Annotated in this window: 21 protein-coding genes; 9 read left to right on the top strand and 12 right to left on the bottom strand. The window is 60.8% G+C overall.

Translation table 11 applies throughout. From position 1 onward, the window contains the following. Window positions 1–219 precede the first annotated feature (219 nt). The 3 genes from ABH944_RS28945 to ABH944_RS28935 all read right to left on the bottom strand — a co-directional run bounded on the left by ABH944_RS28945 (window position 220) and on the right by ABH944_RS28935 (window position 3,822). On the bottom strand, window positions 220–663 hold the full coding sequence (locus ABH944_RS28945) for a hypothetical protein (RefSeq protein WP_404610690.1): 444 nt from the start codon (window positions 661–663) through the stop codon (window positions 220–222). Then, window positions 660–2,237 (bottom strand): FAD-binding oxidoreductase, encoded by a 1,578-nt coding sequence (locus ABH944_RS28940; RefSeq protein WP_404610689.1) that lies wholly within the window; start codon window positions 2,235–2,237, stop codon window positions 660–662. Before ABH944_RS28940 ends, ABH944_RS28945 begins: the two co-directional genes overlap by 4 nt. A gap of 382 nt (window positions 2,238–2,619) precedes the next feature. Beyond that, on the bottom strand, window positions 2,620–3,822 hold the full coding sequence (locus ABH944_RS28935; protein WP_404610688.1) for a GNAT family N-acetyltransferase: 1,203 nt from the start codon (window positions 3,820–3,822) through the stop codon (window positions 2,620–2,622). A 322-nt stretch (window positions 3,823–4,144) separates the two neighbouring features. Between ABH944_RS28935 and ABH944_RS28930 the strand changes: the two genes are divergently transcribed. The 4 genes from ABH944_RS28930 to ABH944_RS28915 all read left to right on the top strand — a co-directional run bounded on the left by ABH944_RS28930 (window position 4,145) and on the right by ABH944_RS28915 (window position 8,639). After that, window positions 4,145–5,023, top strand: coding sequence for a sugar phosphate isomerase/epimerase family protein (locus tag ABH944_RS28930; RefSeq protein ID WP_404610687.1), 879 nt, complete (start codon window positions 4,145–4,147; stop codon window positions 5,021–5,023). Window positions 5,024–5,042: 19 nt separating this feature from the next. Continuing rightward, a complete protein-coding gene (locus ABH944_RS28925; protein WP_404610686.1) occupies window positions 5,043–6,104 on the top strand; it encodes an isopenicillin N synthase family dioxygenase in 1,062 nt (353 codons plus the stop codon). 62 nt (window positions 6,105–6,166) lie between these two features. Next, a complete protein-coding gene (locus tag ABH944_RS28920) occupies window positions 6,167–7,006 on the top strand; it encodes a transporter substrate-binding domain-containing protein (protein ID WP_404610685.1) in 840 nt (279 codons plus the stop codon). A 67-nt stretch (window positions 7,007–7,073) separates the two neighbouring features. Next, entirely contained in the window at window positions 7,074–8,639 is a 1,566-nt protein-coding gene (locus ABH944_RS28915) for an amino acid ABC transporter permease/ATP-binding protein (protein WP_404610684.1), read from the top strand. Between the two features lie 339 nt (window positions 8,640–8,978). Here ABH944_RS28915 and ABH944_RS28910 read toward each other — a convergent pair whose 3' ends face one another. After that, window positions 8,979–9,869: a LysR family transcriptional regulator gene (locus ABH944_RS28910; protein WP_404610683.1), complete on the bottom strand. Its 891-nt coding sequence runs from the start codon at window positions 9,867–9,869 to the stop codon at window positions 8,979–8,981. A gap of 199 nt (window positions 9,870–10,068) precedes the next feature. Here ABH944_RS28910 and speB point away from each other — a divergent pair, with 199 nt between their 5' ends. The 3 genes from speB to ABH944_RS28895 all read left to right on the top strand — a co-directional run bounded on the left by speB (window position 10,069) and on the right by ABH944_RS28895 (window position 12,896). Beyond that, complete coding sequence (gene speB / locus ABH944_RS28905) at window positions 10,069–11,019, top strand: agmatinase (protein ID WP_097267752.1); 951 nt, start codon at window positions 10,069–10,071, stop codon at window positions 11,017–11,019. An 86-nt stretch (window positions 11,020–11,105) separates the two neighbouring features. Further along, a complete protein-coding gene (locus ABH944_RS28900; RefSeq protein ID WP_404610682.1) occupies window positions 11,106–11,876 on the top strand; it encodes a class II aldolase/adducin family protein in 771 nt (256 codons plus the stop codon). A 96-nt stretch (window positions 11,877–11,972) separates the two neighbouring features. Continuing rightward, on the top strand, window positions 11,973–12,896 hold the full coding sequence (locus ABH944_RS28895; protein ID WP_404610681.1) for a 2-hydroxyacid dehydrogenase: 924 nt from the start codon (window positions 11,973–11,975) through the stop codon (window positions 12,894–12,896). A 79-nt stretch (window positions 12,897–12,975) separates the two neighbouring features. Here ABH944_RS28895 and ABH944_RS28890 read toward each other — a convergent pair whose 3' ends face one another. The 4 genes from ABH944_RS28890 to ABH944_RS28875 all read right to left on the bottom strand — a co-directional run bounded on the left by ABH944_RS28890 (window position 12,976) and on the right by ABH944_RS28875 (window position 15,911). Then, window positions 12,976–14,187: an ABC transporter substrate-binding protein gene (locus ABH944_RS28890; RefSeq protein ID WP_404610680.1), complete on the bottom strand. Its 1,212-nt coding sequence runs from the start codon at window positions 14,185–14,187 to the stop codon at window positions 12,976–12,978. A 160-nt stretch (window positions 14,188–14,347) separates the two neighbouring features. Then, window positions 14,348–15,100: an arsenical resistance protein ArsH gene (gene arsH / locus ABH944_RS28885; protein WP_404610679.1), complete on the bottom strand. Its 753-nt coding sequence runs from the start codon at window positions 15,098–15,100 to the stop codon at window positions 14,348–14,350. Continuing rightward, entirely contained in the window at window positions 15,100–15,522 is a 423-nt protein-coding gene (arsC, locus tag ABH944_RS28880; protein WP_404610678.1) for an arsenate reductase (glutaredoxin), read from the bottom strand. The genes arsH and arsC overlap by 1 nt, the downstream gene beginning before the upstream one ends. A gap of 65 nt (window positions 15,523–15,587) precedes the next feature. Continuing rightward, on the bottom strand, window positions 15,588–15,911 hold the full coding sequence (locus ABH944_RS28875) for an ArsR/SmtB family transcription factor (protein ID WP_097267740.1): 324 nt from the start codon (window positions 15,909–15,911) through the stop codon (window positions 15,588–15,590). Between the two features lie 205 nt (window positions 15,912–16,116). Here ABH944_RS28875 and ABH944_RS28870 point away from each other — a divergent pair, with 205 nt between their 5' ends. Further along, on the top strand, window positions 16,117–17,868 hold the full coding sequence (locus ABH944_RS28870; RefSeq protein WP_404610677.1) for a methyl-accepting chemotaxis protein: 1,752 nt from the start codon (window positions 16,117–16,119) through the stop codon (window positions 17,866–17,868). Window positions 17,869–17,996: 128 nt separating this feature from the next. Here ABH944_RS28870 and ABH944_RS28865 read toward each other — a convergent pair whose 3' ends face one another. From ABH944_RS28865 to ABH944_RS28855, 3 genes are all read right to left on the bottom strand, one after another. Continuing rightward, complete coding sequence (locus tag ABH944_RS28865; RefSeq protein WP_404610676.1) at window positions 17,997–18,593, bottom strand: alpha-ketoglutarate-dependent dioxygenase AlkB family protein; 597 nt, start codon at window positions 18,591–18,593, stop codon at window positions 17,997–17,999. Window positions 18,594–18,610: 17 nt separating this feature from the next. After that, complete coding sequence (gene dinB, locus ABH944_RS28860) at window positions 18,611–19,768, bottom strand: DNA polymerase IV (RefSeq protein ID WP_404610675.1); 1,158 nt, start codon at window positions 19,766–19,768, stop codon at window positions 18,611–18,613. Between the two features lie 206 nt (window positions 19,769–19,974). Then, window positions 19,975–20,850 carry a LysR family transcriptional regulator gene (locus ABH944_RS28855; RefSeq protein WP_404610674.1) on the bottom strand — a complete coding sequence of 292 codons (876 nt, stop codon included), beginning with the start codon at window positions 20,848–20,850 and terminating at the stop codon, window positions 19,975–19,977. A gap of 102 nt (window positions 20,851–20,952) precedes the next feature. On the opposite strand from ABH944_RS28855, the gene ABH944_RS28850 reads away from it, so the two are divergent. After that, window positions 20,953–21,942 carry a nitrilase-related carbon-nitrogen hydrolase gene (locus ABH944_RS28850; RefSeq protein ID WP_404610673.1) on the top strand — a complete coding sequence of 330 codons (990 nt, stop codon included), beginning with the start codon at window positions 20,953–20,955 and terminating at the stop codon, window positions 21,940–21,942. Window positions 21,943–21,954: 12 nt separating this feature from the next. Here ABH944_RS28850 and ABH944_RS28845 read toward each other — a convergent pair whose 3' ends face one another. Beyond that, the gene (locus ABH944_RS28845) at window positions 21,955–22,833 is read right to left on the bottom strand and encodes an aldo/keto reductase family oxidoreductase (protein ID WP_404610672.1); all 879 of its coding nucleotides are present in this window, start codon (window positions 22,831–22,833) and stop codon (window positions 21,955–21,957) included. Window positions 22,834–22,934 lie beyond the last annotated feature (101 nt).

Here is a 22,934-nt window from a genome sequence, read left to right as displayed (position 1 = left end):
GGGCAGCCGGAACGGGGTGCGTTCGCGCACATAAAACAGCACGGTAAAGGGGCTTGATAGGGGCAATGAGGTGCTTGTTCAACGGTCAACCTTGCGTTCTTACGCGCTCTCATTTTCGCTTACACGCTCTTTTTACCGATTGGGTGGCCGTCCCACATTGCTTCCCGGTTCTTGCTGTAACGTGGCCGCGGACCTGCAGGAACATACTCGCCGCTCTGGTCAGGACCATGTGCGGGCGTTGCCGGCAGTGAGCCGCCACATGACGAGCGTGTTGGGACCCGCATGCGCCTCGGCTGTGCGCTGTGCGATCCGCAAGCCGATGCCTTGTGCGAAGCGGGTCAGCAGGAACGCGTCCGCGTACCTTGTCAGCCCGGCGACGGTGTTGCCGGATAAGCTGACCAGGGGCATCAGGTGTTGAAACCACAGCACCCCTATGTCGTGTCCCATCGGCACAAGGTGCGCACCCCTCGTGCGCGATCTGAAAGCGAAAGCACGGCTGTCGGCCACGCGTTCATCGAAGACGATGACGAGCGCGTGGTCACACGCTACTCGCTCGTCCAATAATGTCGTTGATCGGACTATTGCCTGCGCGGGCCAGGACATCGGCGCACATGCCGCAGCCAGAGAAGCAGCCCCGATGAACTCACGCCGGCCCGTTTTCATCTGTCCCGCTCCTTGATCCTCTTCGGCCAGATCCCTTGTTTTCCCGGCGACAGGATGCCGTTTGGATCGAGCGCCTCCTTGATGGTCTCGCTCATGTGCATCAACGCGTGGTCGTTGAAATCGTACTGGGACGCAGCGAGATCCATGAGCGCGAGATGGGTCCTGTATTGACCGTAACCCGCCGCGCCGAAGTCGTTGATCAATGTCTTGAGCAGGTCGCCCGCAGCCCGCGCTTGAGCCGGATCGTCACTGTCGAAGATGGCTGCGAAGATGTGATGCATGCTGCGCGGGCCTGCCGTAAAACCGCCGTAATAGTCGAAGCCATACCGCGCAGCTTGCTCTTTTATCATTCGATACTGCCGCACCGCATCGCGACCGAGCGGCGCACAGATGGGCGAGAAATCGATGTGCGCGCCCGAGCCGCCGCGCCAGTTGAGCAGGTTGAATGCGTCGAGATTAGGAATGCCGACCTGGCTGCGATCGCCGCCGCCTTCGGGTTTGTCGCCGGCAGGCGTATAGGGCGACTCGGTCAACTCCGCATCCTTGATGGACACGAAGCGCTGATGGATGACATCGCGGCGAGCCTTCACCAGCGCTTCGGGACCATACAAGCAGAAGCGTAGATTCCAGCGGCCGATGCCGAGCTTGCGCGCCATGGTCTCTATGGCAGCGTCGGGCATGGCGCCCGGACCGTCATACCACTGCTTGCGTGCCGACGCGCCCGCAGCCCAGCGCACCGCACTCTCGATGACGGCGTTGCTTTGGATCGTGCCGTCGAGTTTCAAGGGACGCAGCGTCTCGACAATGCTGTCTAGATCGGCGTCGTGTCTGAACGTGTAACGGCACAGCATGTAGCCTTCTGGCTTCGGCATCAACCAGATGCCGAGCTTGGTCACAATGCCGAAGTTGGACTGCATGAACATGGTGTCGTAGGAGGGACCGAAACCTGCCTTGAATACCTGCCAGTCCTGGTTGCCGTTCATCGCGCCCATGCCGGTGCGTATGGTCTCGCCGTTCGCGAGCATCACTTCCATCCCGCACTGCATGGCCGCGTGATCGCCGTATGGGGTCGTGCCGAAACCGCGCTCAAGCGTATTGCCAACCACGCTGCCCCAGCCGGCGGCGGCCGGGTCGAGCCACAACCCGATGCCACGCGACTGAAGCGCCTGATAAAGATCGTAGTAGCTGACACCCGGTTCGACCAGCGCATAACCGAGCGTCTCATTGATCTCGATGACGCGGTTCATGCGCTGCAAATCCAGTACGACACTGCCTCTGAGCCGGGGCGCTGCGCCGCCATAAGCTAAGTTGCGTCCGGTCGATACGCTCCACAAAGGCACTCCATACCGGTTCGCGACGCTCAGCACGGCACGAAGCTGTTCGACATCCGAGACCATCACGATGGCCGACGCTTCATGAGCATGCGCGTCCCCCGGTGCGAACGGATCCAGATACGGCTTCGCCGCACCGTCTCCCACGAGAACGGCGTTCTGACCCGCGATTGCCCTGAATGCCGCAAGCACCTGCTGGAAATCAGACTCCAGCATCCCGGGAGGACGCGGCGGATCGCTCATGTTCCGGGTATCCGGAACACCTTCATAAACGCGATGCTTTCAATAGACTTCAATTGGGCGAGCTCGGGTGATATCGGGTGGTTTCAGTACCCGCCGCTGCTGCTCCCGCCTGTGCTAGACCCTGAGGCCGGGCTATCGGTCTGGCATCCGGCTAGGGAGACTGCGAGCGAGATGGTCAGAATAGCCAGCAACGCCGACGCAATGCGTTTGAAGTTCATTTGGTTTCCCCATGAGTTTTGGACGAGCGCGCAACAGCGTCAAGCGCGATATGCGGCACTCATGAGCTAAACGAGCCGGCGTGGCAAATTATTCCCTTCGTGTTTGACATCGTGCGTATGGGTCGCCAATGCGAAAGCACGAGGTTCGTGTCCATGGGCGGAAGTCAGGACGGATTCATCGGGAGATCAAGCCCGCGAACGCTGTCAGGATTGTCATGATTGTCAGGAACGAAGGCCGATGCACCGCGCCTTTGTCCCCCTGACACACCGCTTAATCGCGCCATTCGCCGGGCAGCCGCCCGCACGGTTTTCTTGCTGCGAAACGCAAATACTCCCCAGCGCGAATTGGCAATCTGCGCGCTCCAGGCCCCGGTAATGTTATTGCGGCTCCAATAGGCTTTGAAGCGTTCGGCGCCCACGCCGAAGTCCACGTTCAGGCGTTGTTCGAATGCCCACTTGATGACGTGTTCAACGACGATTGAGCCGGGGCCAAACCGGGCATACCGGTCATCGAAACTGGCAATGAGGCCGTCGACGCAGGTCGTGCCCACGCCAACCACCGTTGCCGCGACCGGCGCGCCATCCAGGGTGACCACGAACAGGCGGCCCATGGCGCGCCCGTTCGCCGGGCAGAGCAGATTGACGAGAAAGTCCCGGTAGTGCGACGAGTCGAGCCACTCGCCTCGTTTGCCCACACGATCGCCCCACGCGCGTTTGCGCGCCAGGATCCAGTCGACCAGCACGGCGTTTTCGCGGGCGTCGCCGGGCTCAGTCACACGTACCGCAAGCTGGCCTTCCTTCGACAAGCGGCGTTCGAGCGCACCCGGTTTTTTCCCGCTCATCGTGCCCAGCGTCTTGCAAAACGCGTCCCATTCGGTCTCGTCGCGGAGCTTTGCAAATGCGGCAACGGTGCGTGCGGCAATCATCACATGGCGTTCGCGTGAGGCGACAGCGTGCAGGTCGGAGCCTTCGTCCACATAGGGCAATTTAATGAAGTCGGCACCGCAGCGCGTGAGCGCTGTACGCCACGCGCCGGCAATCAGAGCGGAGGAGTTGGGGCTATCGGCCATGAGCACCCTCGTGTAGTCCCCGGCTTCAGGACTGAGCGGGCAGAGATAAGTCCATAGCAGCCGCCGGTAGGTCACGAGCGGCCAGACCATTGCCACACGCCCGTTCTCACGATGCACGATGCAGCAGAGCCGTCTGCCGCGCGGCTTGGCGACATGTTGCCAGGCGAGCCAGCACACGCTGAAAGACTGGCCGTACTGACCGTGCGCGCGTGACCAGAGATCGTCCCATTCGTGCTCTAAAGCTCGCAAGTCGTCTTCGTTGCTCACGATCTCAAACTGACAATCTGCCTGGTTCATGGTGTCTCGGGTAAATAAAGGCCGCTGTCCGCTCTTGCCCGCCGGCGGGTGCGGCCGGTCTGACAAGAAGTCGGAAGTCAAACGATGGGTAGGGCGGGAACTGATACGGATCCATGGTGCCGGTTGTCGGCGCCGCGCGATGTTCGACAGCACACAATCGTATGAGGAAACAGGTGGGCGGCTGTACGACGCCGGTATGACCGCCGCATGACGGCAAAACTTAGTTCAGGAATTTCAAAACTAATTGTTTTGTTTTCAGGATTTTTTGCCGCCCGGGCTGTATGCGACATTGTTTTCACAAGAACGGCGCGGTGCCGGTCCCATGATCCAAACTCTGCCAATGCAACTGGACATCTTTCGTTCGCTCTGGGGCCATCGAGGCGACCGGCGCAGTACTTTCAGTGAAGTCCGCGAGGCGGGTCTGGCCGGTATCGAGGCACGCCTGCCGCCGACAGCGGACGAACGTGCCGCGCTGGCGCGGGAGCTGAAGGAACACGAACTCGACTACATCGCCATTGTCTTCACCGACAACGCGGTATTGCCCGACCAGCGTGCAACGCCTGCTCAACACCTGGAAGACCTGGATCGCAAGCTCGGGACCGCTGCGCAGTTATCTCCGCGCTTTATCAACGTGCTGGCGGGCAACGACCGCTGGCCGCTCGCGCAGCAGGCCGAGTTCTTCGGCAGCGCGCTTGAGCTGGCCAAAAAACATGAGCAGTTTTGCAGTTTCGAAACGCATAGAGCGCGTTCCCTGTATAGCCCGTGGGTCACGCTCGACCTGATCCGGCAGGTGCCAGGCTTGCGCTTCACCAGCGACATCAGTCATTGGGTGGTCGTATGCGAACGTCTGCTGGATGACGCCGAGGACGACCTCACGCCGTTCATTGAGCGTGTGCATCACATCCAGGCACGTGTGGGTTATGACCAGGGGCCGCAGGTGCCGCATCCCGCTGCCGCCGAATATTCGTTACCGCTCGCTTTTCACCAGGACCACTGGGCAGCCGTCTGGCGCTCGCAAGCGGCGCGCGGCTACCAGACCACGACCCTCACACCCGAGTTCGGACGGGACGGCTACCTGCATCACCTGCCGTTCACCGATGTTCCGGTCGCCGATCTGTCCCAGCTCAATGAGTGGATGGTGCACGCCGAGCGCAAGCATTTCAGTCAGATCAATTTCAGTCAGATCACGGACCCGCACTGACCCCCAGGAGCCAAACGCGATGCAAGCGAACCACGCCGGCGAAGCTGCGCCGGATAAAAATTTCACATCGATTCCAGTGATCGACATCTCCGGCCTGTTCAGCGGCAAGCTGGCGGATCGCCAGGCTGTCGCCGACGAACTCGGGCAAGCCGCCCGTCATGTCGGGTTCCTTTATATCTCCGGTCACGGTATAGAACCTGCGGTGATCGACGGCCTGAGGCAGGCGGCCAAGGATTATTTCAGGCAGCCGCTCGAGAAGAAGATGGAGCACTACATAGGCGCGTCGGACACCCACAAGGGGTTCGTGCCCGAGGGCGAAGAGGTCTATGCGAAAGGCAAGCCCGACCATAAGGAGGCGTTCGACGTCGGCTTCGAAGTTCCCGCCGACGATCCCCTGGTTCTCGCCGGGACCCCGTTGCTGGGACCGAATCACTGGCCCGCGCTCGACGGTTTCAAACCGGCTGTGCAGCGCTACTACCAGCAGGTGTTCGCGCTTGGGCGGGTGTTGTTCCATGGTTTCGCATTGGCCCTTGGGCTGCCTGAAGATCATTTCGATGCGCTGGTCACGCGGCCGCCCTCGAAGCTGCGCCTGATTCATTATCCGTTCGACGGTGCGGCGCAGGATGCGCCCGGCATTGGCGCGCATACCGACTACGAGTGCTTCACGATCCTGCAAGCCGACGCGCCCGGCCTCGAGGTGATGAACGGCCTGGGCGAATGGATCGATACACCGCCGCTGCCGGGGACGTTCGTGGTGAACATCGGCGACATGCTGGAAGTGATGACCTCCGGCGCGTTTGTTGCCACCGCTCACCGCGTGCGGACCGTGCGCGAGGAGCGCTACTCGTTCCCGCTGTTCTACGCATGTGATTACCACACGCTCATCAAGCCGCTGCCGGCCTTTGCGAAGGAGGGCGACGAGTACGAAGAGATCGCGATTGGCGAACACATGTACGGGCAAGCGCTGCAAACCTACACCTACTTGCGCCAGCGGGTGGCGCAAGGACGTGCGACGCTGCCCTCGCGTGCGCGCAAGCCATCAAGCTTCGGACACCTGAAAAAGGCCGGGCAGCCAGGCTGATCGCCGCCCGGGCAACTGAGTACGTTCATCAACACCACCCCTTCTTCAAGCGGAGTCACACGATGATTTTCAAGCCCGACACCAAGCGCTTCCTGATCGCGGCCGCGACTGCCGCCCTTGCCGGCGCATGTGCCATTAGCAGTGCCTTTGCACAGACGCCGGCTAACGCCGTTACGCTGACGCCCGGCCAGTTCAAGGTTGGCATGGAGATCACCTATCCGCCGTTCGAATCCTACGACGGCGACAAGGTGGTGGGCTCCGATCCCGATTTTTCACGGGCGCTTGCCAAGCAAATCGGCGCGAGCGCGAGCTTCGTCGACACCCGTTTTTCCGGTCTTATCCTCGGCTTGAACGCACGTCATTACGACGCGGTCATTTCCGGCATGTACGTCACGCCCGAGCGTGTCGCACAGGCCAAGGCGATTCCATACGCGCAAACCTCGGCCGCCATCATGGTCACCGCGAGCAGCACGGTCAAACCCAAGACGCCTGAGGAATTGTGCGGACTGCACGTGGGCCTCGAGCAGGGCACGACATGGGTAGCGCAACTGCAGGCGTTGTCGAAGGACTATTGCAAGGCGAACGGCAAGGGCGAGATCACGGTCAGCGAGTATCCGTCGGCGCCGGAGGTATTGCAGGCGCTGCTCTCGAATAACGTGCAAGCGCAGATGGAAATTGCCGGAGCGGCTCATGCACTGGCTGCCAAGTCGTCGGGGCGCGTGGTGGTGGTGCAGTCGCCGCAACTGATCTATCCGCAGACACTGGGTATCTATGTGAGGAAGGATGACACGGCGCTCTACGACACGCTTACGAAAGCATTCGACGCATTGAAGAAAAACGGCGAGTACGATGCGATGCTCAAGAAATACAACCTGTCCATGCCGCCCGCCAAGTCGTCCTGACTTGTCTTCAGTCGTCACGATTCCTGGCGGCACCTGATCCGCGCACCGCGTTTAGCGAGAGGCACTCATGCACTACGATTTCCCCTACCTGCTGTCGCTATTTGCGTTGCCGGCCTTCTGGCAGGCGTGCGTGACCGTGGTGGAACTCAGCGCGCTTTCGTGGCTGACAGGCCTGGTGCTGGGCTTCCTGCTGGCGTCGGCGAAACTGTCCGGTTCGCGCTGGCTTGCCATGCCGGCTGCCGTTTACATCTGGTTTTTTCGAAGCGTCCCGCTGCTGGTCCTGGTTGTGTTCGTCTATAACTTGCCGCAGCTTTTTCCCGCTAGCGGCGTTGCGTTGTCGCATCCGTTCTTCTCCGGTTTTGTCGCATTGGCGCTTACGGAAACCGCTTATATGGCGGAGATTCATCGCGGCGGATTATTGTCCGTAGCTAAAGGACAGCATGAGGCGGGTGCGGCGCTGGGGATCCGGCCGTTCGGTTTGCAACGGCTGATCGTGATTCCCCAGGCGCTTCGCATTGCGTTGCCGACGCTTATCAGCGAGTTCATTACCTGCGTGAAACTGACGTCGCTGATCTCGGTGATATCGCTGAGCGAGTTGTTGCTGGTCGGGCAACGGCTCTATTCGCAGAACTTCCTGGTGATGGAAACCCTGTCGGCCATCGCTATTTATTATGTGCTGATCGTCACCGTCTTCGGCTGGTTGCTGCAGTATGTCGAGCGTCGCCTTGATCTTACGAAGCGCAAGCCTGAAACGCTCGCGGCGGAGCAAATAGCGGCGCTGCGCACGCGGCTTGTGCCGGTCGCGCCGCCTGACGCCGGGCCGGACGGCAAGGGTGCGCCGCATGCGTTGTTGCTGAAGAACCTGCATAAGCGCTACGGCGAACATGAGGTGCTCAAGGGTGTTGACCTTGAGGTCAGGGCGGGCGAAGTCATTGCGGTGATTGGACCATCCGGTTCGGGGAAGACTTCGCTGATTCGCACGATCAACGCGCTCGAGCCTATTGATGAGGGCGAGATCATCCTGTTCGGCAAGACCTTCATTTCCGCTGCCGACAAACCTGACATCCGGCGTGTGCGCAATGGTGTGCGGCACATCGGCATGGTGTTCCAGAGCTTCAATTTATTTCCGCACCGGACCATCCTGGAGAACGTGACGCTCGCGCCGCATTATCACGGCCGTGGCAAGCGCGCGGATGTGACTGCGCGGTCGCTGGCATTGCTCGACAAGGTGGGTCTGCTTGCGCATGCGTACAAGTATCCGCATCAGCTTTCCGGCGGGCAGCAGCAGCGCGTGGCAATTGCGCGGGCTCTGGCGATGGACCCGGCCATCATGCTGTTTGACGAGCCCACGTCCGCGCTTGATCCGGAGCTTGTCGGCGACGTGCTCAATGTGATTGGAGAACTTGCGAAAGAAGGGATGACGATGATTATCGTCACGCACGAGATGGATTTTGCGATGTCGATTTCAGACCGGATTGTTTTTATGGAGAACGGCGTAATCGAACTCGATGCCGCACCCGATGCGATCAGGCAGCAGGATGGCGCGGAACGCGTGCGGCGGTTTATTGGCGTAACAAGGGAAGGGGAACGGTCGCACGTGGACCAGGGCGTGTCGGTTGTGCTGGGGTCTTAGACAGTGCAATTTTCGCTCGCGCCGGTGGACGGGGTGGGGGTTTGGGTGGTTTTGGGGTTAGTGGTCTGCGAGAGTGAGATATTCTCTTTATCACTATTAGCCACTGTGCGTGGCGGCAAATAGTGATAAAGAGAAAATCCGACTCAGGCAGACCGCTAAGGTCAAAAGCAGCAACCCGGCATTGACTCAGACCGCTAACCCTGGAACCCACCACCCCGGCACCAACCCCGACCGCTAACCCTGGAACCTAGCACCCCGGCACTGACTCCGACCACTAACCCCAGAACCTACCGCCTCGACCCCTGACCCCCACCCCCACCCCCCCAATCCTGACCTCCTTCAGCGCCCAAGATGCCCCTTCAACGTGTCGCGGAATTTCTGGATCAAAGGTTCCTTCGAACGCCCCCGCCTGATGATCAATGCAAACGGCGCCTGATAGCCGAACCCTGCCGGCGCGAGAGCACGCAAACGCCCGTTGTCAATCCAGGCCTGCGCGTAATGCTCCGGGAGGAAACCAATGAACGCACCGGACAGGATCAGGATCAATTGTCCTTCCATGCTGTCCACCGTCGCTTCGCTCCGCTTGAACCCATGCCGCGCCAGCTCAGTCTGACTCCAGTACGCGCGCCCGACCATCCGCTGCTGGCTGATCGTTTCCAGCGGGATATGACGCTCATTAAAGAGCGGATGGCTGTCGCTGCAATACAACCAGTGCTGCTCGCGATAAAGCGAATGGTAAATCAGCCCGTTCATGCGCAATTGAAACGCGCCGATTGCCAGGTCAAGGCGATTGCCCAGCACGCTAAGCTGCAATTCATAAGGACTTTGCACATGCAAATGCAGATGCAGCGCCGGATGCTCACGCGTAAATGCGCCAATGATCTCGGAGAGCGGCAACGCTTTATCGCTGACTGTGGAATCCAGCACGCCAAGCTTGATATTGCCGCGCAATTCTCCGCGCAGCCCCGCGGCGTAGCGCTCGAAACCGTCCACCTCGCCAAGCAGCCGCAAGGCTTCCTGATGGAATTCCTCTCCCTTTGGCGTCAGACTGAAACCGCCGCGTCCGCGATGACACAGCACCACGCCCACCAGGGACTCCAACTGGCTCATGTAGGTGCTGATGGCAGACGTGGACAAGTTGAGTTCCTGCTGCGCTGCGGCAAAACCCTGGTGTCGGATCACGCAGGTAAAAATGCGCAGCAGGCGTGCTTCAGGCAAAACAGTGGCCACATCGGACTCCATCGAATACGGTAAATGCCGGCAAGCGAACAGCCGGTGCCCAAGGGCAGCGAAGCAATGACCCCGGCCCGGACGTGCCGATACTTTAGAAATAACTGAACTAAATATTTCGCACCAGCACTTTGTCGGTGCGCCGGTGAGCGCCAGAATTCAATCCAGACAGTTCGACGAATGAATGTGAGGAAGTGCCATGGAAAAGATCTTTCATCAGCCGCTTGGCGGTAATGAAATGCCGCGCTTTGGCGGCATTGCCACAATGATGCGCTTGCCGCATCTCACCTCGGCTGCGGGCCTGGACGCTGCATTCATCGGCGTGCCGCTGGACATAGGCGCGTCGCTGCGTGCCGGTACCCGGTTCGGCCCGCGCGGCATTCGCGCCGAGTCCGTCATGATCCGGCCTTACAACATGGCGACCGGCGCCGCTCCATTCGACTCGCTTTCAGTGGCCGATATTGGCGACGTGCCCATCAATACCTTCAATCTGCTGGACGCGGTGCGCATTATCGAAGAATGGTATGACCGCATCCTCGAGCATGACGTGATGCCGCTGACCCTGGGCGGCGATCACACCATCACACTGCCCATCCTGCGCGCGTTGCATCGCAAGCATGGCAAGATCGGCCTCGTGCATGTGGACGCGCACGCCGACGTCAACGACCACATGTTCGGCGAGAAAATCGCCCACGGCACGACCTTCCGGCGCGCGGTGGAGGAGGGCCTGCTCGATTGCGAGCGTGTGGTGCAAATCGGCTTGCGCGCGCAGGGTTATACCGCCGACGACTTCAACTGGAGCCGCCGGCAAGGCTTTCGCGTGGTGCAGGCGGAGGAGTGCTGGCACAAGTCGCTCGAGCCCCTGATGGCCGAAGTGCGGGCCAAGGTGGCGGGCGGGCCGGTGTACCTGAGCTTTGACATCGACGGTATTGATCCGGCGTGGGCGCCGGGCACCGGCACGCCCGAGATTGGCGGGTTGACGACCATCCAGGGCATCGAGATCATCCGTGGTTGCCATGGGCTGGACCTGATCGGCGGCGATCTGGTTGAAGTGTCGCCACCCTACGATACGAGCGGAAACACCTCGCTGCTAGGCGCGAACCTGCTTTATGAAATGCTGTGCGTGCTGCCCGGCGTGAAGCGTCGATAAGCATCGTTAAACGTCGATAAGCGTCGATAAGGCGCCAGGCCCCCTATCAAGTTCCAAGCCGCGTCATCAGGAGGAAGAAGCACATCATGGAAACGACAACTACGCCGATCCCGGCCGCCGAACAAAAGGTCCGCGAGGATCTGGCGGCGCTGTATCGGCTGATGGCGCATTTCCGCATGACGGACATGATCGACACGCACATCACCGCGCGTTTGCCGGGCGCGAAACCCGCGTTCCTGATCAACCGGTACGGCGTGTTGTTCCATGAGATGCGCGCCTCGGACCTGGTGAAGATCGACTACGAAGGCAAGGTGATCGACGAGCGTGCGCGCGACACGCCCGAACTCTTTATTGTGAATGAGGCCGGCTTTACGATTCATTCGGCGGTCCACATGGCGCGCGAGGACATTGCGTTTGTCATCCATACGCATACGGCTGCGGGGACCGCGGTGTCGGCGCAAGAGCAGGGGCTTTTGCCTATCAGCCAGCATGCGCTGAAGTTCTACGGCAAGCTGGGTTACCACGACTATGAAGGCATTGCGCTCGACCTGGGCGAACGCGCGCGCCTGGTTGCCGATCTCGGCCCGCACAAGGCGATGATCCTGCGCAATCACGGCCTGCTCGCGGGCGGTGCGACCGCCGCGCACGCGTTCCACGAGATCTACTTCCTGGAGCGCGCTTGCCAGGCGCAGGTTCAGGCGCTGGCCGGCGGCGCGCAACTGCGGATACCGCCGGCGCATGTCCGCGAACTCACCTCGCGGCAGTTCGACTCCGAAGGTGCGGACGCCATCATCGAACTGGCATGGCAAGCGGCGCTGCGCCTGATAGCCGACAACCTTCCCGACTACCGGTCCTGATCCGCACGACCACACGACCGGCTGCACGACGAAGAGTGTCGTGCGCCGGTATCCCTCGATCGCCTGTCGCGTCAAGCGTCACTCCTCAAGCCACTCATGACCAAGCTCGTTCTCATCAGTCGCGACTACGACATGTCCGCGCTTGCGCCCTCGATTGTTGCCGCGGCGCCCGAACTGCAAGTCCATTCGTTCGGCTCGCCCGATGCCGGCGATGCGCAGGTCGCCGTGTGCTGGAATCCGCCGGCGGGCGCGTTGCGCTCGCTGCCCAATCTCCGGCTGATGCATGGCATTGCCGCGGGTGTCGACAACATCTTGCGCGATCCCCATCTGCCGGCCGTACCGTTATGCCGCGTGGTCGATCCGTATCAGGCACGCGCCATGAGCGAATTTGTCATGTGGGGTGCGTTGCATTTTCATCGGCAGTTCGATCAGGTGCTCGCGAATCAGCAGCGTGGAGTATGGCGGGTGCCGGCGCAAACACTCGCCGGCGATTGCACGATCGGCGTGATGGGCCTGGATGAAATCGGCGCGCGGGTTGCCATCGATCTGATGCGAGCGGGTTTTACGGTGAAGGGCTGGGCGCGCAGTACAAGGGCGCTGCCGGGTATCCAGTCATTCAGCGGCCGGGACGCGCTGCCGGCGTTCCTGTCGGGGGTCGATATCCTCGTGTGCCTGTTGCCGCTGACCAGCGAGACACGCGGTCTGTTGAACGCGGAGGTGCTGAGGCAATTGAACCCGGGCGCGAAACTGATCCACGTAGGACGGGGCGAACATCTGGTGATGGACGCATTGCTCGCGGCATTGTCAGACGGACATCTGGGCGGTGCGATCGTCGATGTTTTTCCCAACGAGCCCCTGCCGCCCGATGATCCGCTCTGGTGTCATCCGAAGCTCATCGTCACGCCGCATATGGCGGCGATCGCGAGCCTCGAAACCATTGGCTTGCAGATCGCCGAGAACGTGCGGCGCCTGATGCGTGGCGAGCCGCTGAACAATCAGGTGGACGTGGGGCAGCGGTAGCGAAGGTCTAAAACGGTAAAGCCCGTTGCATATGACGACCGCTTTGGACAAGCGGCGCCACCATGCCCCGCTTTATCGTTCACTTCCACAGCGCACAACGCGATATGGCCTTGGAGCCGAACGCCTGCTCGCCCGGTATGGTCGCGGTGATCGTGTAGAAATCCCACGGCTCTTTGGACTCCGAGGGTGTCTTCACCTGCATCAGGTACATGTCGTGGATCATGGTGCCGTCGGGCCGGATATATCCCTTGGCGTACATGTCGTCGATCTTCATTTTGTGCAGTTGCTCCATCACCATCGTGCTGTCGGTCGAGCCCGCCGCCTGTACCGCCTTCAGGTAGGTGGTCGCGGCCGAATAGTCGGCGGCCTGCAGGCTGGTTGGCATCTTCTTCATCTTGGCGAAGTAGCGTTGCGCCCATTTGCGCGTTTCGGCATCTTTGTTCCAGTACCAGCTATCGGTCGCGAGCAGACCTTGGGCGGTCTCGAGTCCGATGCTATGGATATCGGTGAGGAAAATCAGCAAGGCGGCAATTTTCATTGACTTGTTCAGGCCGAATTCCTTCGCGGCCTTGATCGAATTGATCGTGTCGCCACCCGCGTTTGCCAGCCCCAGGACCTGTGCCTTCGACGCTTGCGCCTGCAACAGGAACGACGAGAAGTCCGATGCCGATAACGGATGCCGCACTGCGCCCAGCACCTGCCCGCCATTCGCCTTGACGACCTCCGACGTGTTCTTTTCCAGCGCCTTGCCGAACGCATAGTCGGCGGTGAGGAAGTACCAGGTCTTGCCGCCTTGCTTCGTCACGGCCTGACCGGTGCCGTTGGCGAGCGCTACCGTATCGTAGGCGTAATGGACCGTGTAGGGCGTGCATTGCTCGTTGGTCAGCGCGTCGACACCCGCGCCTACGTTGATGTACGGAATCTTCTTTTCGGCGGCAATCTGGTTGGTCGCAAGCGCGGTGGCTGAATTCGTGCCGCCGATGATCCCGTTGACGCCGTCGCGGTCGATCCACTCGCGCGCCTTTGATGCCGCAATGTCCGCCTTGTTCTGGTGGTCGCCATACAGCAGTTCGATGGGCTTGCCGTTCACCTTGCCACCGAAGTCGTCGATCGCCATGCGGATGGCTTCGAGACCTCCCTGGCCATCGGAGTCGGAGTAGAGCCCTGAAAGGTCTGTAATGAAGCCGAGCTTGACCGAGTCGGCCGCTGCATATGCCGCGCTCGCGGTGAAGCTCAGGATGGCTGCCGTAACGAGGCCGCACGCAGAGCGTCGGGCGAGTGTGTTGTTCATTCACGTCTCCATCGGTTTTTATGGGCGGTGCAAAGGCCACCGCGTATTGCTGTGTATTCTCGATATTCCTGAAGGGCGGCTCGTGCGAGCAATCCGTCAGGATCGAAAATATCCGCTTGAGAGGAATGAAGTCAAGGCTTACAGCACGACCGTTGCGGCGCTACTCGACGTCGTCGTCTTCCGGTGGAGCAGTTTCATGAGTCATCGCGGCATTTGCCAGCGTTGTGGCTTCCATCGGCGAAGCTTGCTTGCGCTCGCTATAGCGGTCAGTCAGGTAAGACGCACGGTCGCGCACGAGCAAAGTGAACTTGACCAGTTCTTCCATGACATCCACTACGCGGTCGTAATACGCGGAGGGTTTCATGCGGCCGTTGTCATCGAACTCCTTGTAGGCCATTGCCACCGACGACTGGTTCGGAACCGTCACCATCCGCATCCACCGGCCGAGGATGCGCAACGCGTTTACGGCATTGAACGATTGCGACCCGCCGCTCACCTGCATGACCGCAAGCGTGCGGCCCTGCGTTGGCCGCACGCCACCGATTTCCAGCGGAATCCAGTCGATCTGGTTCTTGAATACCGAGGTCAGCGTTCCATGCCGCTCCGGGCTGCACCAGACTTGACCTTCAGACCACGTGGACAACGCGCGCAACTCCGCGACTTTCGGATGATCGGCTGGAACGCTGTCCGTAATCGGCAGACCGTGCGGATCGAAGACTTTCGTCTCGGCGCCGAAGTGGTTAAGGATGCGTTCAGCCTCGAGGGTCAGGAGGCGGCTATATGACGTGGGGCGCAGCGAACCATACAGCAGCAGAATCCGCGGAGGATGTGTTGCAGCGGATTTGGGCGCCAGCTTTTCGACACTCGGAATGTCGCTGTGTGCGTAGCTTATATTTTGTATTCCTGATGACATTAGCGCACCCGGTTGCCTTTGTCATCGATCACCGCTTCGCCGTCTTCCTTGCTGAACGGTCCTTTTTGCGCCTCGGGCAGGATTTCCAGAAGCAGTTCGGACGGCCGGCACAGACGTGAGCCTGCAGGCGTCACCACGAATGGACGATTGATGAGGACAGGGTGCGCCAGCATGGCGTCCAGCAACTGTTCGTCCGTTAGCGTTGCATCGGCAAGGCCGAGTTCCGCGAACACTTTCTCTTTCTCCCTGATGGCTTGCCGGACGCTCAGTCCCGCATCCTTGATCATGCTGGATAGTGTGTCGCGACTGGGCGGCGTCTTGAGGTATTCGACCACTTCCGGTTCAATGCCCGCATTGCGGATCAGCGCCAGGGTGTTACGCGACGTGCCGCAAGCGGGGTTATGGTAAATCGTGACGGCCATGCTAAATGTCTCCATGAATGGTTAAAGAAGGGCGCTGCTTTATCAACACCACTGAGCAACGCCGTTCAGCGTGAGCGTTTCGACACCGCGCTTACCGAACACGTGCCGCCTTCGCAGCAGTTTTCCGTAAGAAAGCCAATGAGCCCGCTCATGGCGTCGAAGTTCGCCGAGTAGAAAATGAAGCGTCCATCCTGGCGAGCGTTGACCAGGCCTGCGTGTGACAGGTCTTTCAAGTGAAACGAGAGACCCGACGGTGAGACGCCGAGTTGCTGGGCAATGTCGCCGGCCGCCAGACCCTCGGGTCCAGCCACAACCAGCGCCCGAAAGATTGCGAGGCGCGACTCATGCGCGAGCGCGCCCAGCGCGCGGACAACCATGTTCGATTTCATGTGGCAAAGCGTACAACAAACGCTTTTACATTTCAATAATTATTGAAATGTAAGCTAAGGCGATGTAAGCATTTGCTCAAGTGACGCCGGTGTTTGCCGTTAAAGGATATGGGCCGGAGAATGCTGTCGGCTTCGGTCGCGTTCGCCAGGCATCGACGCACGCCACCGCTTTGACACTGGTGTGAAATATAAAGGTGAGACGAACATGTTTTCGACGATTAAAGGCCGCCTGGGCATTGCCATGGCGCTTCTGGGTCTGTTGCTGATCGTGATCGGCGGACTGGGGCTTTGGGGAATGAGCCGCGGTAACGACACCACTCGCGGTCTATTCATGAACCAGATGCCTAGCGCTGTCGCGGCCGGCAACGCGGAAATGTTTACTGCCCGTGAGCGGCTCAGCTTCGATCGCGCGGCTTTGCTGGCCGGCAAGCCCGGCGCGGAGACAGCCATTGGAACCGGGGCAACGATGCGCGCGCGTGCCGACAAGGAGTGGGCGACCTACGCCGCGTTGCCCCAGGGTCCGGGTGAACACAAACTGGCTGAGGATTTCGCAGCCAAGCGTCTTGAACTCCAGAAGCTGCTGGACGACGGTTACGCCAATATCAGGGCGAACGACACAGACAAGATCGTCGCCTCAGCGGAAGCCATGCAGGTTGCGTTCAGGCAGTTGTCCACGATTGGCGACGGGCTCCGCAAGTATCAATTCGACTCTGCGAAGAGCGACTATGACAACTCGCAGGAAACGTTCGTCGACTTCCGGATCATCGGTATAGCCTCCATTCTGGTTGGCCTGGCGGCGGCTATTTTCTCCTGGCTGTCGCTGCGTCGTTCGATCGGGCGTCCGCTTGACGAAGCGCTTGCGCAGTTCGACGCAATCGCCGCCGGCGATCTTCGCCGTGAACTGATCGTCACCTCGCGCGACGAGATGGGGCAACTGTTGTCAGGTCTCGCGAAGATGCAGGCGAGCCTCGTCAACACGGTACGTACGGTGCGCTCGGGCAGTGAATCGATCGCCTCGGCGACCAAGCAGATTGCGGCGGGCAATATCGACTTGTCATCGCGTACGGAAGAGCAGGCGTCGGCGTTGCAGCAAACCGCGTCGAGCATGGACGAGCTGACCGGCACCGTGAAGCAGAACGCCGATAACGCGCGGCAAGCCAGTTCGCTGGCGGCCAACGCGTCGGAGATCGCGAACAAGGGCAGCACGGTGGTCTCGCAGGTTGTCGTCACCATGGGCGACATCAACCAGAGTTCGACGAAGATCGCCGACATCATCACGATCATCGAAGGGATTGCGTTCCAGACGAATATCCTTGCGCTGAACGCGGCCGTGGAAGCCGCGCGTGCCGGCGAGCAAGGACGGGGTTTCGCCGTGGTCGCCGCCGAGGTTCGCAGCCTTGCGCAACGCTCGTCGGCGGCAGCGAAGGAGATCAAGGAACTGATCAACACATCGGTGTCACGAGTGCAGACGGGCACGACGCTGGTGGGTGATGCAGGGCGCACGATGAACGAAATCATCGGCGCGGTGCAACGCGTGACCGACATCATGGGCGAGATCGCGGCGGCGTCCGCCGAGCAGAGCAGCGGCATTGAACAAGTGGCCCGCGCGGTCACGCAGATGGACGAAGTGACCCAGCAAAATGCAGCGCTGGTGGAAGAAGCCGCGGCTGCTGCGCAATCGCTCGAGGATCAGGCCGGTGCGTTGAAGGAAGCCGTGGCGGTGTTCCAGTTGGACGAGCGCGGTTTCGATACCAGCAAGACACCGCTGGGCGTGAAACCGGCGCGTGCCGCGGCACATCGTGCGTTGGCGGCGCCGAAGAAACGCGCGATCGTCGACAATTCGAGTTCGAAACCGGGCCCGGTTGCCGTGGCTGCACCGCTCAAGACGCCGGCGCTGACCGGCGCGAAGTCGAAGCAGGTTGCATTGGCCGGAGCCGCTGATTGGGAAGCCTTTTAACTTGGTGGCTTGATTTAGCCGGAGGCCCAGGGAGGCGTTAAATGTTCGCGTCTCCCTGCTGCGTTTTCTGCAGCAATCACGCTCACTCCGCGGGCTCACGGTGCTCAAACAAGCCACGCGGTAGATGCTTACCGCTCTTTGAGCTTTGAAGCATCAAAGCATCGAAACGCAAGGCTGATGCGCGGTCCGTCAACGCCGCTCATTTTCGGTATTCCATGATTGTGCGTGAATTGCGACGCGTAGCTCATCACCATCACACTGCCCGCATGCAGATCCACATTGAGCGTACGGCCCTTGCCCGACTTGGCGCGGAGTGTCATGCGACGGGTTGCGCCCAGCGACAGGATTGCAATAGGCGCTCCCGGCACAAGCCCTTGGGTCTTGTCGTTATGAGGCGCGACGCTGTCGTTGCCATCGCGATACAGATTCAAGCCGACGCTGTTGAATTGCGCGCCGGCAATCATGCGCATTTGGGCGGCCGCCGCTATTAAAGGTTCAGGCAAATCCGGCGCCTCCAGCGAGAAATGCGCCATCAGGCGCGGCACATCCACCTCGCGTTCATACATCAGGCGGCGCTGGTTGCCCCACGCCACGTTGGCAAGCGCCTGTTCGAACCAGGCGTGTGCAGTGGCTTGGCGGACCACGTCGGGCAGGTAACGAATCCCGCTTTCGGCGTCTTCGACAAGCGTGAGCGGGGTGGCATCGAACAGATCGCTTTGAAGCACGGCGACTCCTTTCCTGGCTAATCCGCTGCGAACGGCAGTTCACCCTGAACCGGTTGCGGCTCGGCCACATACGATCCCACCGGCAGCAACGCAGTCACGCGCACGCCGAGCAAACGCAGCCGCCGGTCCAGGGGCACGCGCTTCAGGCATTCCGTGGCGGCGCGGCGGATCTCCGTTGCATCGGCCGTTGGAAACGGGACCGTCAGGTCGCGCGTGACCGTGCTGAAGTCGTTGTAACGCAGCTTGATGCCGACCGTGCGGCCTTCGTACCCCTTGCGCCGCAGGTCGTCGGCCACGCGCGTGCACAGGTCGGTAAACGCCGACGAGAGCTCCCCGCGATCCTGCCGCGGATGCAGGTCGCGCTCAAAGGTGGTTTCGCGGCTCATCGACTTCGGCTCGGAGCTGACAACGACGGGCCGTTCGTCGAAACCCTGTGCCACTTCCACGAGCCATGCGGAGTAAGTCCGGCCAAAGCGGGCCTGCAGTATCTCGAGGTCGGCACGCGCCAGATCGCCAACTGTTTCAATGCCGATAGCCGCCAGTTTTTCAGTCGCCTTCGGGCCGATGCCATTCACCTTGCGCACGGGCAGCGGCCAGATTCGCAGCGGCATGTCGGCGGCGGTGAGGATGGTCAGGCCGTCGGGTTTGTCGAGTTCGGATCCGATCTTCGCCAGCAGCTTGTTCGGTGCGACGCTGATCGAACACGACAGCCCGGTGGCATTGCGCACGGCCTGCTTGATGCGCGCGGCGGTCTCGGCGGGGTCGCCCGGCAGGTCGGTCAGGTCGATGTAGATTTCATCGATACCGCGGTTCTCGATCTGCGTGGTAAAGGTGCCCACGGCCTCCTTGAAGAGGCGCGAGTAGTGCCGGTATGAATCAAAGTCCGTGGGCAGCAGAATGGCGTCCGGTGCGAGCTGCGCGGCTTTCATCATGCCCATGGCGGAAAACACGCCGAGCGCGCGGGCTTCGTAGGTCGAGGTGGTGACAACACCGCGGCCCGCGTAATCGCGCAACCGCTTGAAGCGCCGCGTACCGTCCGCGAGAGTCTCGGGCGTGGCGTTCCTGCCGCCCCCGATCACGATCGGCTGGCCGCGCAGTTCGGGGTAGCGCAGGAGTTCAACGGACGCATAAAACGCGTCCATGTCCAGGTGAGCGATGCGCCGCATGGCTGTCATCGCTGCGCTCCGGCGGGTGAGCGCCTTAACGTGATCGACGCGACCAATGCGCAAGAACCGGATGTGCCGACGTTTCCACTGGGAGCGGGCATGACGAAAATAGCTGTATGGATGTACAGTATTTTACATCAAAAGCAGAATCCGAGCGTTGCGGGCCATGTGACGAAAGCGATGCCCGGACTCGGATAACTATCGCAGCCGGTGACTCACAACGCCGGTATCTTCGCGCGTACGAATTCGACGAAGCGTGTTGCCACCGCGTTCTCGCGGGTCGTCTCCCAGGCCAGCCCGACTTGCCAACGGGCGGCGGCATCGCGCAAGGGCAGGACCCGGGCATCCCGCAACAGGTATTTCGCCCTGGACGGCAGGAATGCAGCGCCGACGCCTGCAGCCACGGCCGCAAGAACGGACTGGATATCATCGGTCTGCTGAATTACCCGGGGCACGAAACCGTGTTCGCTGCACCAGCGGTCTATCTGCGCTGCCAGTCCGGGGCCACTGCTGCGCGCGAGCGCGATCAACCCGGGTTCGTTGAGTTCGTTCAGATTCGACGGAAGCCGCTTCCATCTTGCGTGCTGAGGCACGGCAAGCGCCAATGCCTCGGTGAGCAACGGCAAACACGACAACCCCGTGTCGGCCGGCAGGCGGACGAAGCCCACATCGAGCTTCCCCCCGAGAAGCCGGCGGGTTTGCTCGGCTGAAGAAAGATCATTGAGCGTCACGCTGACGTTTGGATTCAGCCTGCGAAATTGCGCTATCAGTTGCGGCGCCAGGGTCAAGGTCGTGAGTCCGAGACCGACGCGTAAATATCCACGCTTTCCACTGCTGGCTTCGCGCGCCCGCGCGAGCAGTTCGTCCGCATCGCGTAGCAGTGTTTGCGCATCCGCAAGGAAGCCGGCGCCGAATGAAGTCAGTTCGGCGCCATGCCTGCCGCGTTCAAAAAGCCGCCCACCCAATGAGTCTTCCAAGGCCGCGACCTGCTTGCTCAGAGCAGGTTGAGTGACATTGAGCACGTCGGCAGCACGCCCGAAATGGTGGAGTTCAGTCACCGTCAGGAAGGCGCGCAGGAGTTTGAGTTCCATTCCAATGAGTTATTGAATATATCGAATGATTCATTTTACTTATTGAAGGCGGGGCAGTCCAATGGACTCTTCAACAAGCTCTTCAGTCAGGTGGTGAACGACATGTCTTTATCTTCGTTTTCCCCATTCCAGGTTGCGACGGTTCCGCTCATCTCGCTGCGCGGGAATGCGTCGCAGAACGTTGCGAACGTGTCAGCCTGGCTCGGGGAGGCTGCGCGTCAAGAGATATCCCTGGTTGTTTTTCCTGAGGCCAGCCTTGCCGGATACGGCGATACCCTGAACGTTCGTCTGCGCCAGCTTGCCACGCTCGCCGAGCCGCTCGACGGGCGTTCAATCGATGGAGTCGCTAACGCAGTCGAGCGCACCGGCGTTGCCGCGGGCGTCGGATTCATCGAGCAGGCGCCGGACGGCAGTTTGTTCAACAGCTATGTGGTTTGCATGCCGGGAGGTGTACGTTGTTGTCATCGCAAACGGCAGGCGGTTGAACATCCGGGTATTGAGCGCGGCGAGCAGTACACCGTCGTGGATACGAAGTGGGGTGTTCGTATCGGCATACTGATTGGCGCTGACAATTATCTGATCGAGAATGTTCGCATGACGGCCATGATGGGCGCGACGTTATTGGTTGCGCCGCATCGGACGTATGGATCGGACGGGCGTGGAGAGCCTTCGTTACAGAGGCTTTCTCCAGTGCAGCGATCTCGCGCGCATGCCGCAGAGAGCGTGGGAACAACGGACTGGCTGCGGCGGTCGTTGACCGCGCGAGCGTCTGACAATGGAATGTTCGTAGTCTTTAGCAATGGCTCGGACACCGGCAGCCATCAGAACGGCATGATCATCGATCCGGGCGGGCGAGTGCTGGCCGAGCACGGCTCCTCATCAAGCCCCATGGTTTCCGCAAGCCTGGATCCCGGCCTGATAGCGGGAAGCGTCGGCCAGCAATGCCTGGCTGCCCGCCGCTCTGATAGTGGAGGGCAGCCCAACCGCTCGATGCCGCCATACGGTAACGCGTTTGCGGAACGCAGCAAGACCGCATCAAAAGGTGCGATTGCACTGAGCTTCGCTCAGGTCAGCCGCAGCCGCCAGCCTTAGCGTTCCACGCGATCAATGTTCCCCGTGGGCTTCGCCGATCGCATCCAGTTCAGCGAGCACCGCGTCCGGCAAAGTCAAATCTGCCGCCTGCAAGTTTTCCCGCAGATGCGTGAGCGACGACGTGCCCGGGATCAGCAGAATGTTGGGCGCACGATGCAGCAGCCAGGCGAGCGCCACCTGCATGGGTGTCGCGCCGATCGTTTGAGCGACCGTTGACAGCACGGACGATTGAATCGGCGTGAACCCGCCAAGCGGGAAGAACGGCACGTACGCAATGCCCTGACTCGCCAGGTCGTCGATCAGCGTGTCGTCTTCCCGATGAACCAGGTTGTAATGGTTTTGAACGCAGACAATCTCCACGATGCCCTGCGCCTCGGCGATCTGGGCTGCGGTCACGTTACTCAGTCCGATGTGGCGCACAAGTCCCTCGCGCTGAAGTCCGGCAAGCGCCGTGACCTGCTTTTCAATCGATCCTTCCGCAGGGGCGTGGATGTTCCCCATGATCCGCACGTTGACCACGTCGAGCACGTCCAGGCCGAGATTGCGCAGGTTGTCGTGGACGCCACGCCTGAGGTCTTCCGGTTCCATCGCCGGCAGCCATGAGGCGTCTTCACCCCGGACGGCGCCCAGCTTGGTGACGATCACAAGGTCGTCCCGGTACGGATGAAGCGCTTCGCGAATGATCTGGTTGGTGATGTGCGGCCCGTAGAAATCGCTTGTATCGATGTGATCGACACCCGACTCCACCGCTTCGCGCAGAACGGCGACCGCCGCATCATGATCCTTCGGCGGCCCGAATACGCCGGGTCCGGCCAGTTGCATGGCGCCGTAGCCCAGACGATGCACCGGGCGGTGACCAAGCGGAAATGTGTTGATGGTTGACTTCGACATGACACTCTCCTCGATGAACGTGGCGCCAGTATGGAGACGATTGCGCTGTTCGATAATCCGGTCTAAATTGCACGGGTTGTTAAAAAAAGTGAACAGTGACC

This window comes from Caballeronia udeis, from assembly GCF_044909315.1.
Lineage (GTDB): Bacteria > Pseudomonadota > Gammaproteobacteria > Burkholderiales > Burkholderiaceae > Caballeronia > Caballeronia udeis_A.
The sequence above is the reverse complement of the archived record's forward strand: the minus strand, read 5'-3'. Positions and strand labels throughout refer to the sequence as shown.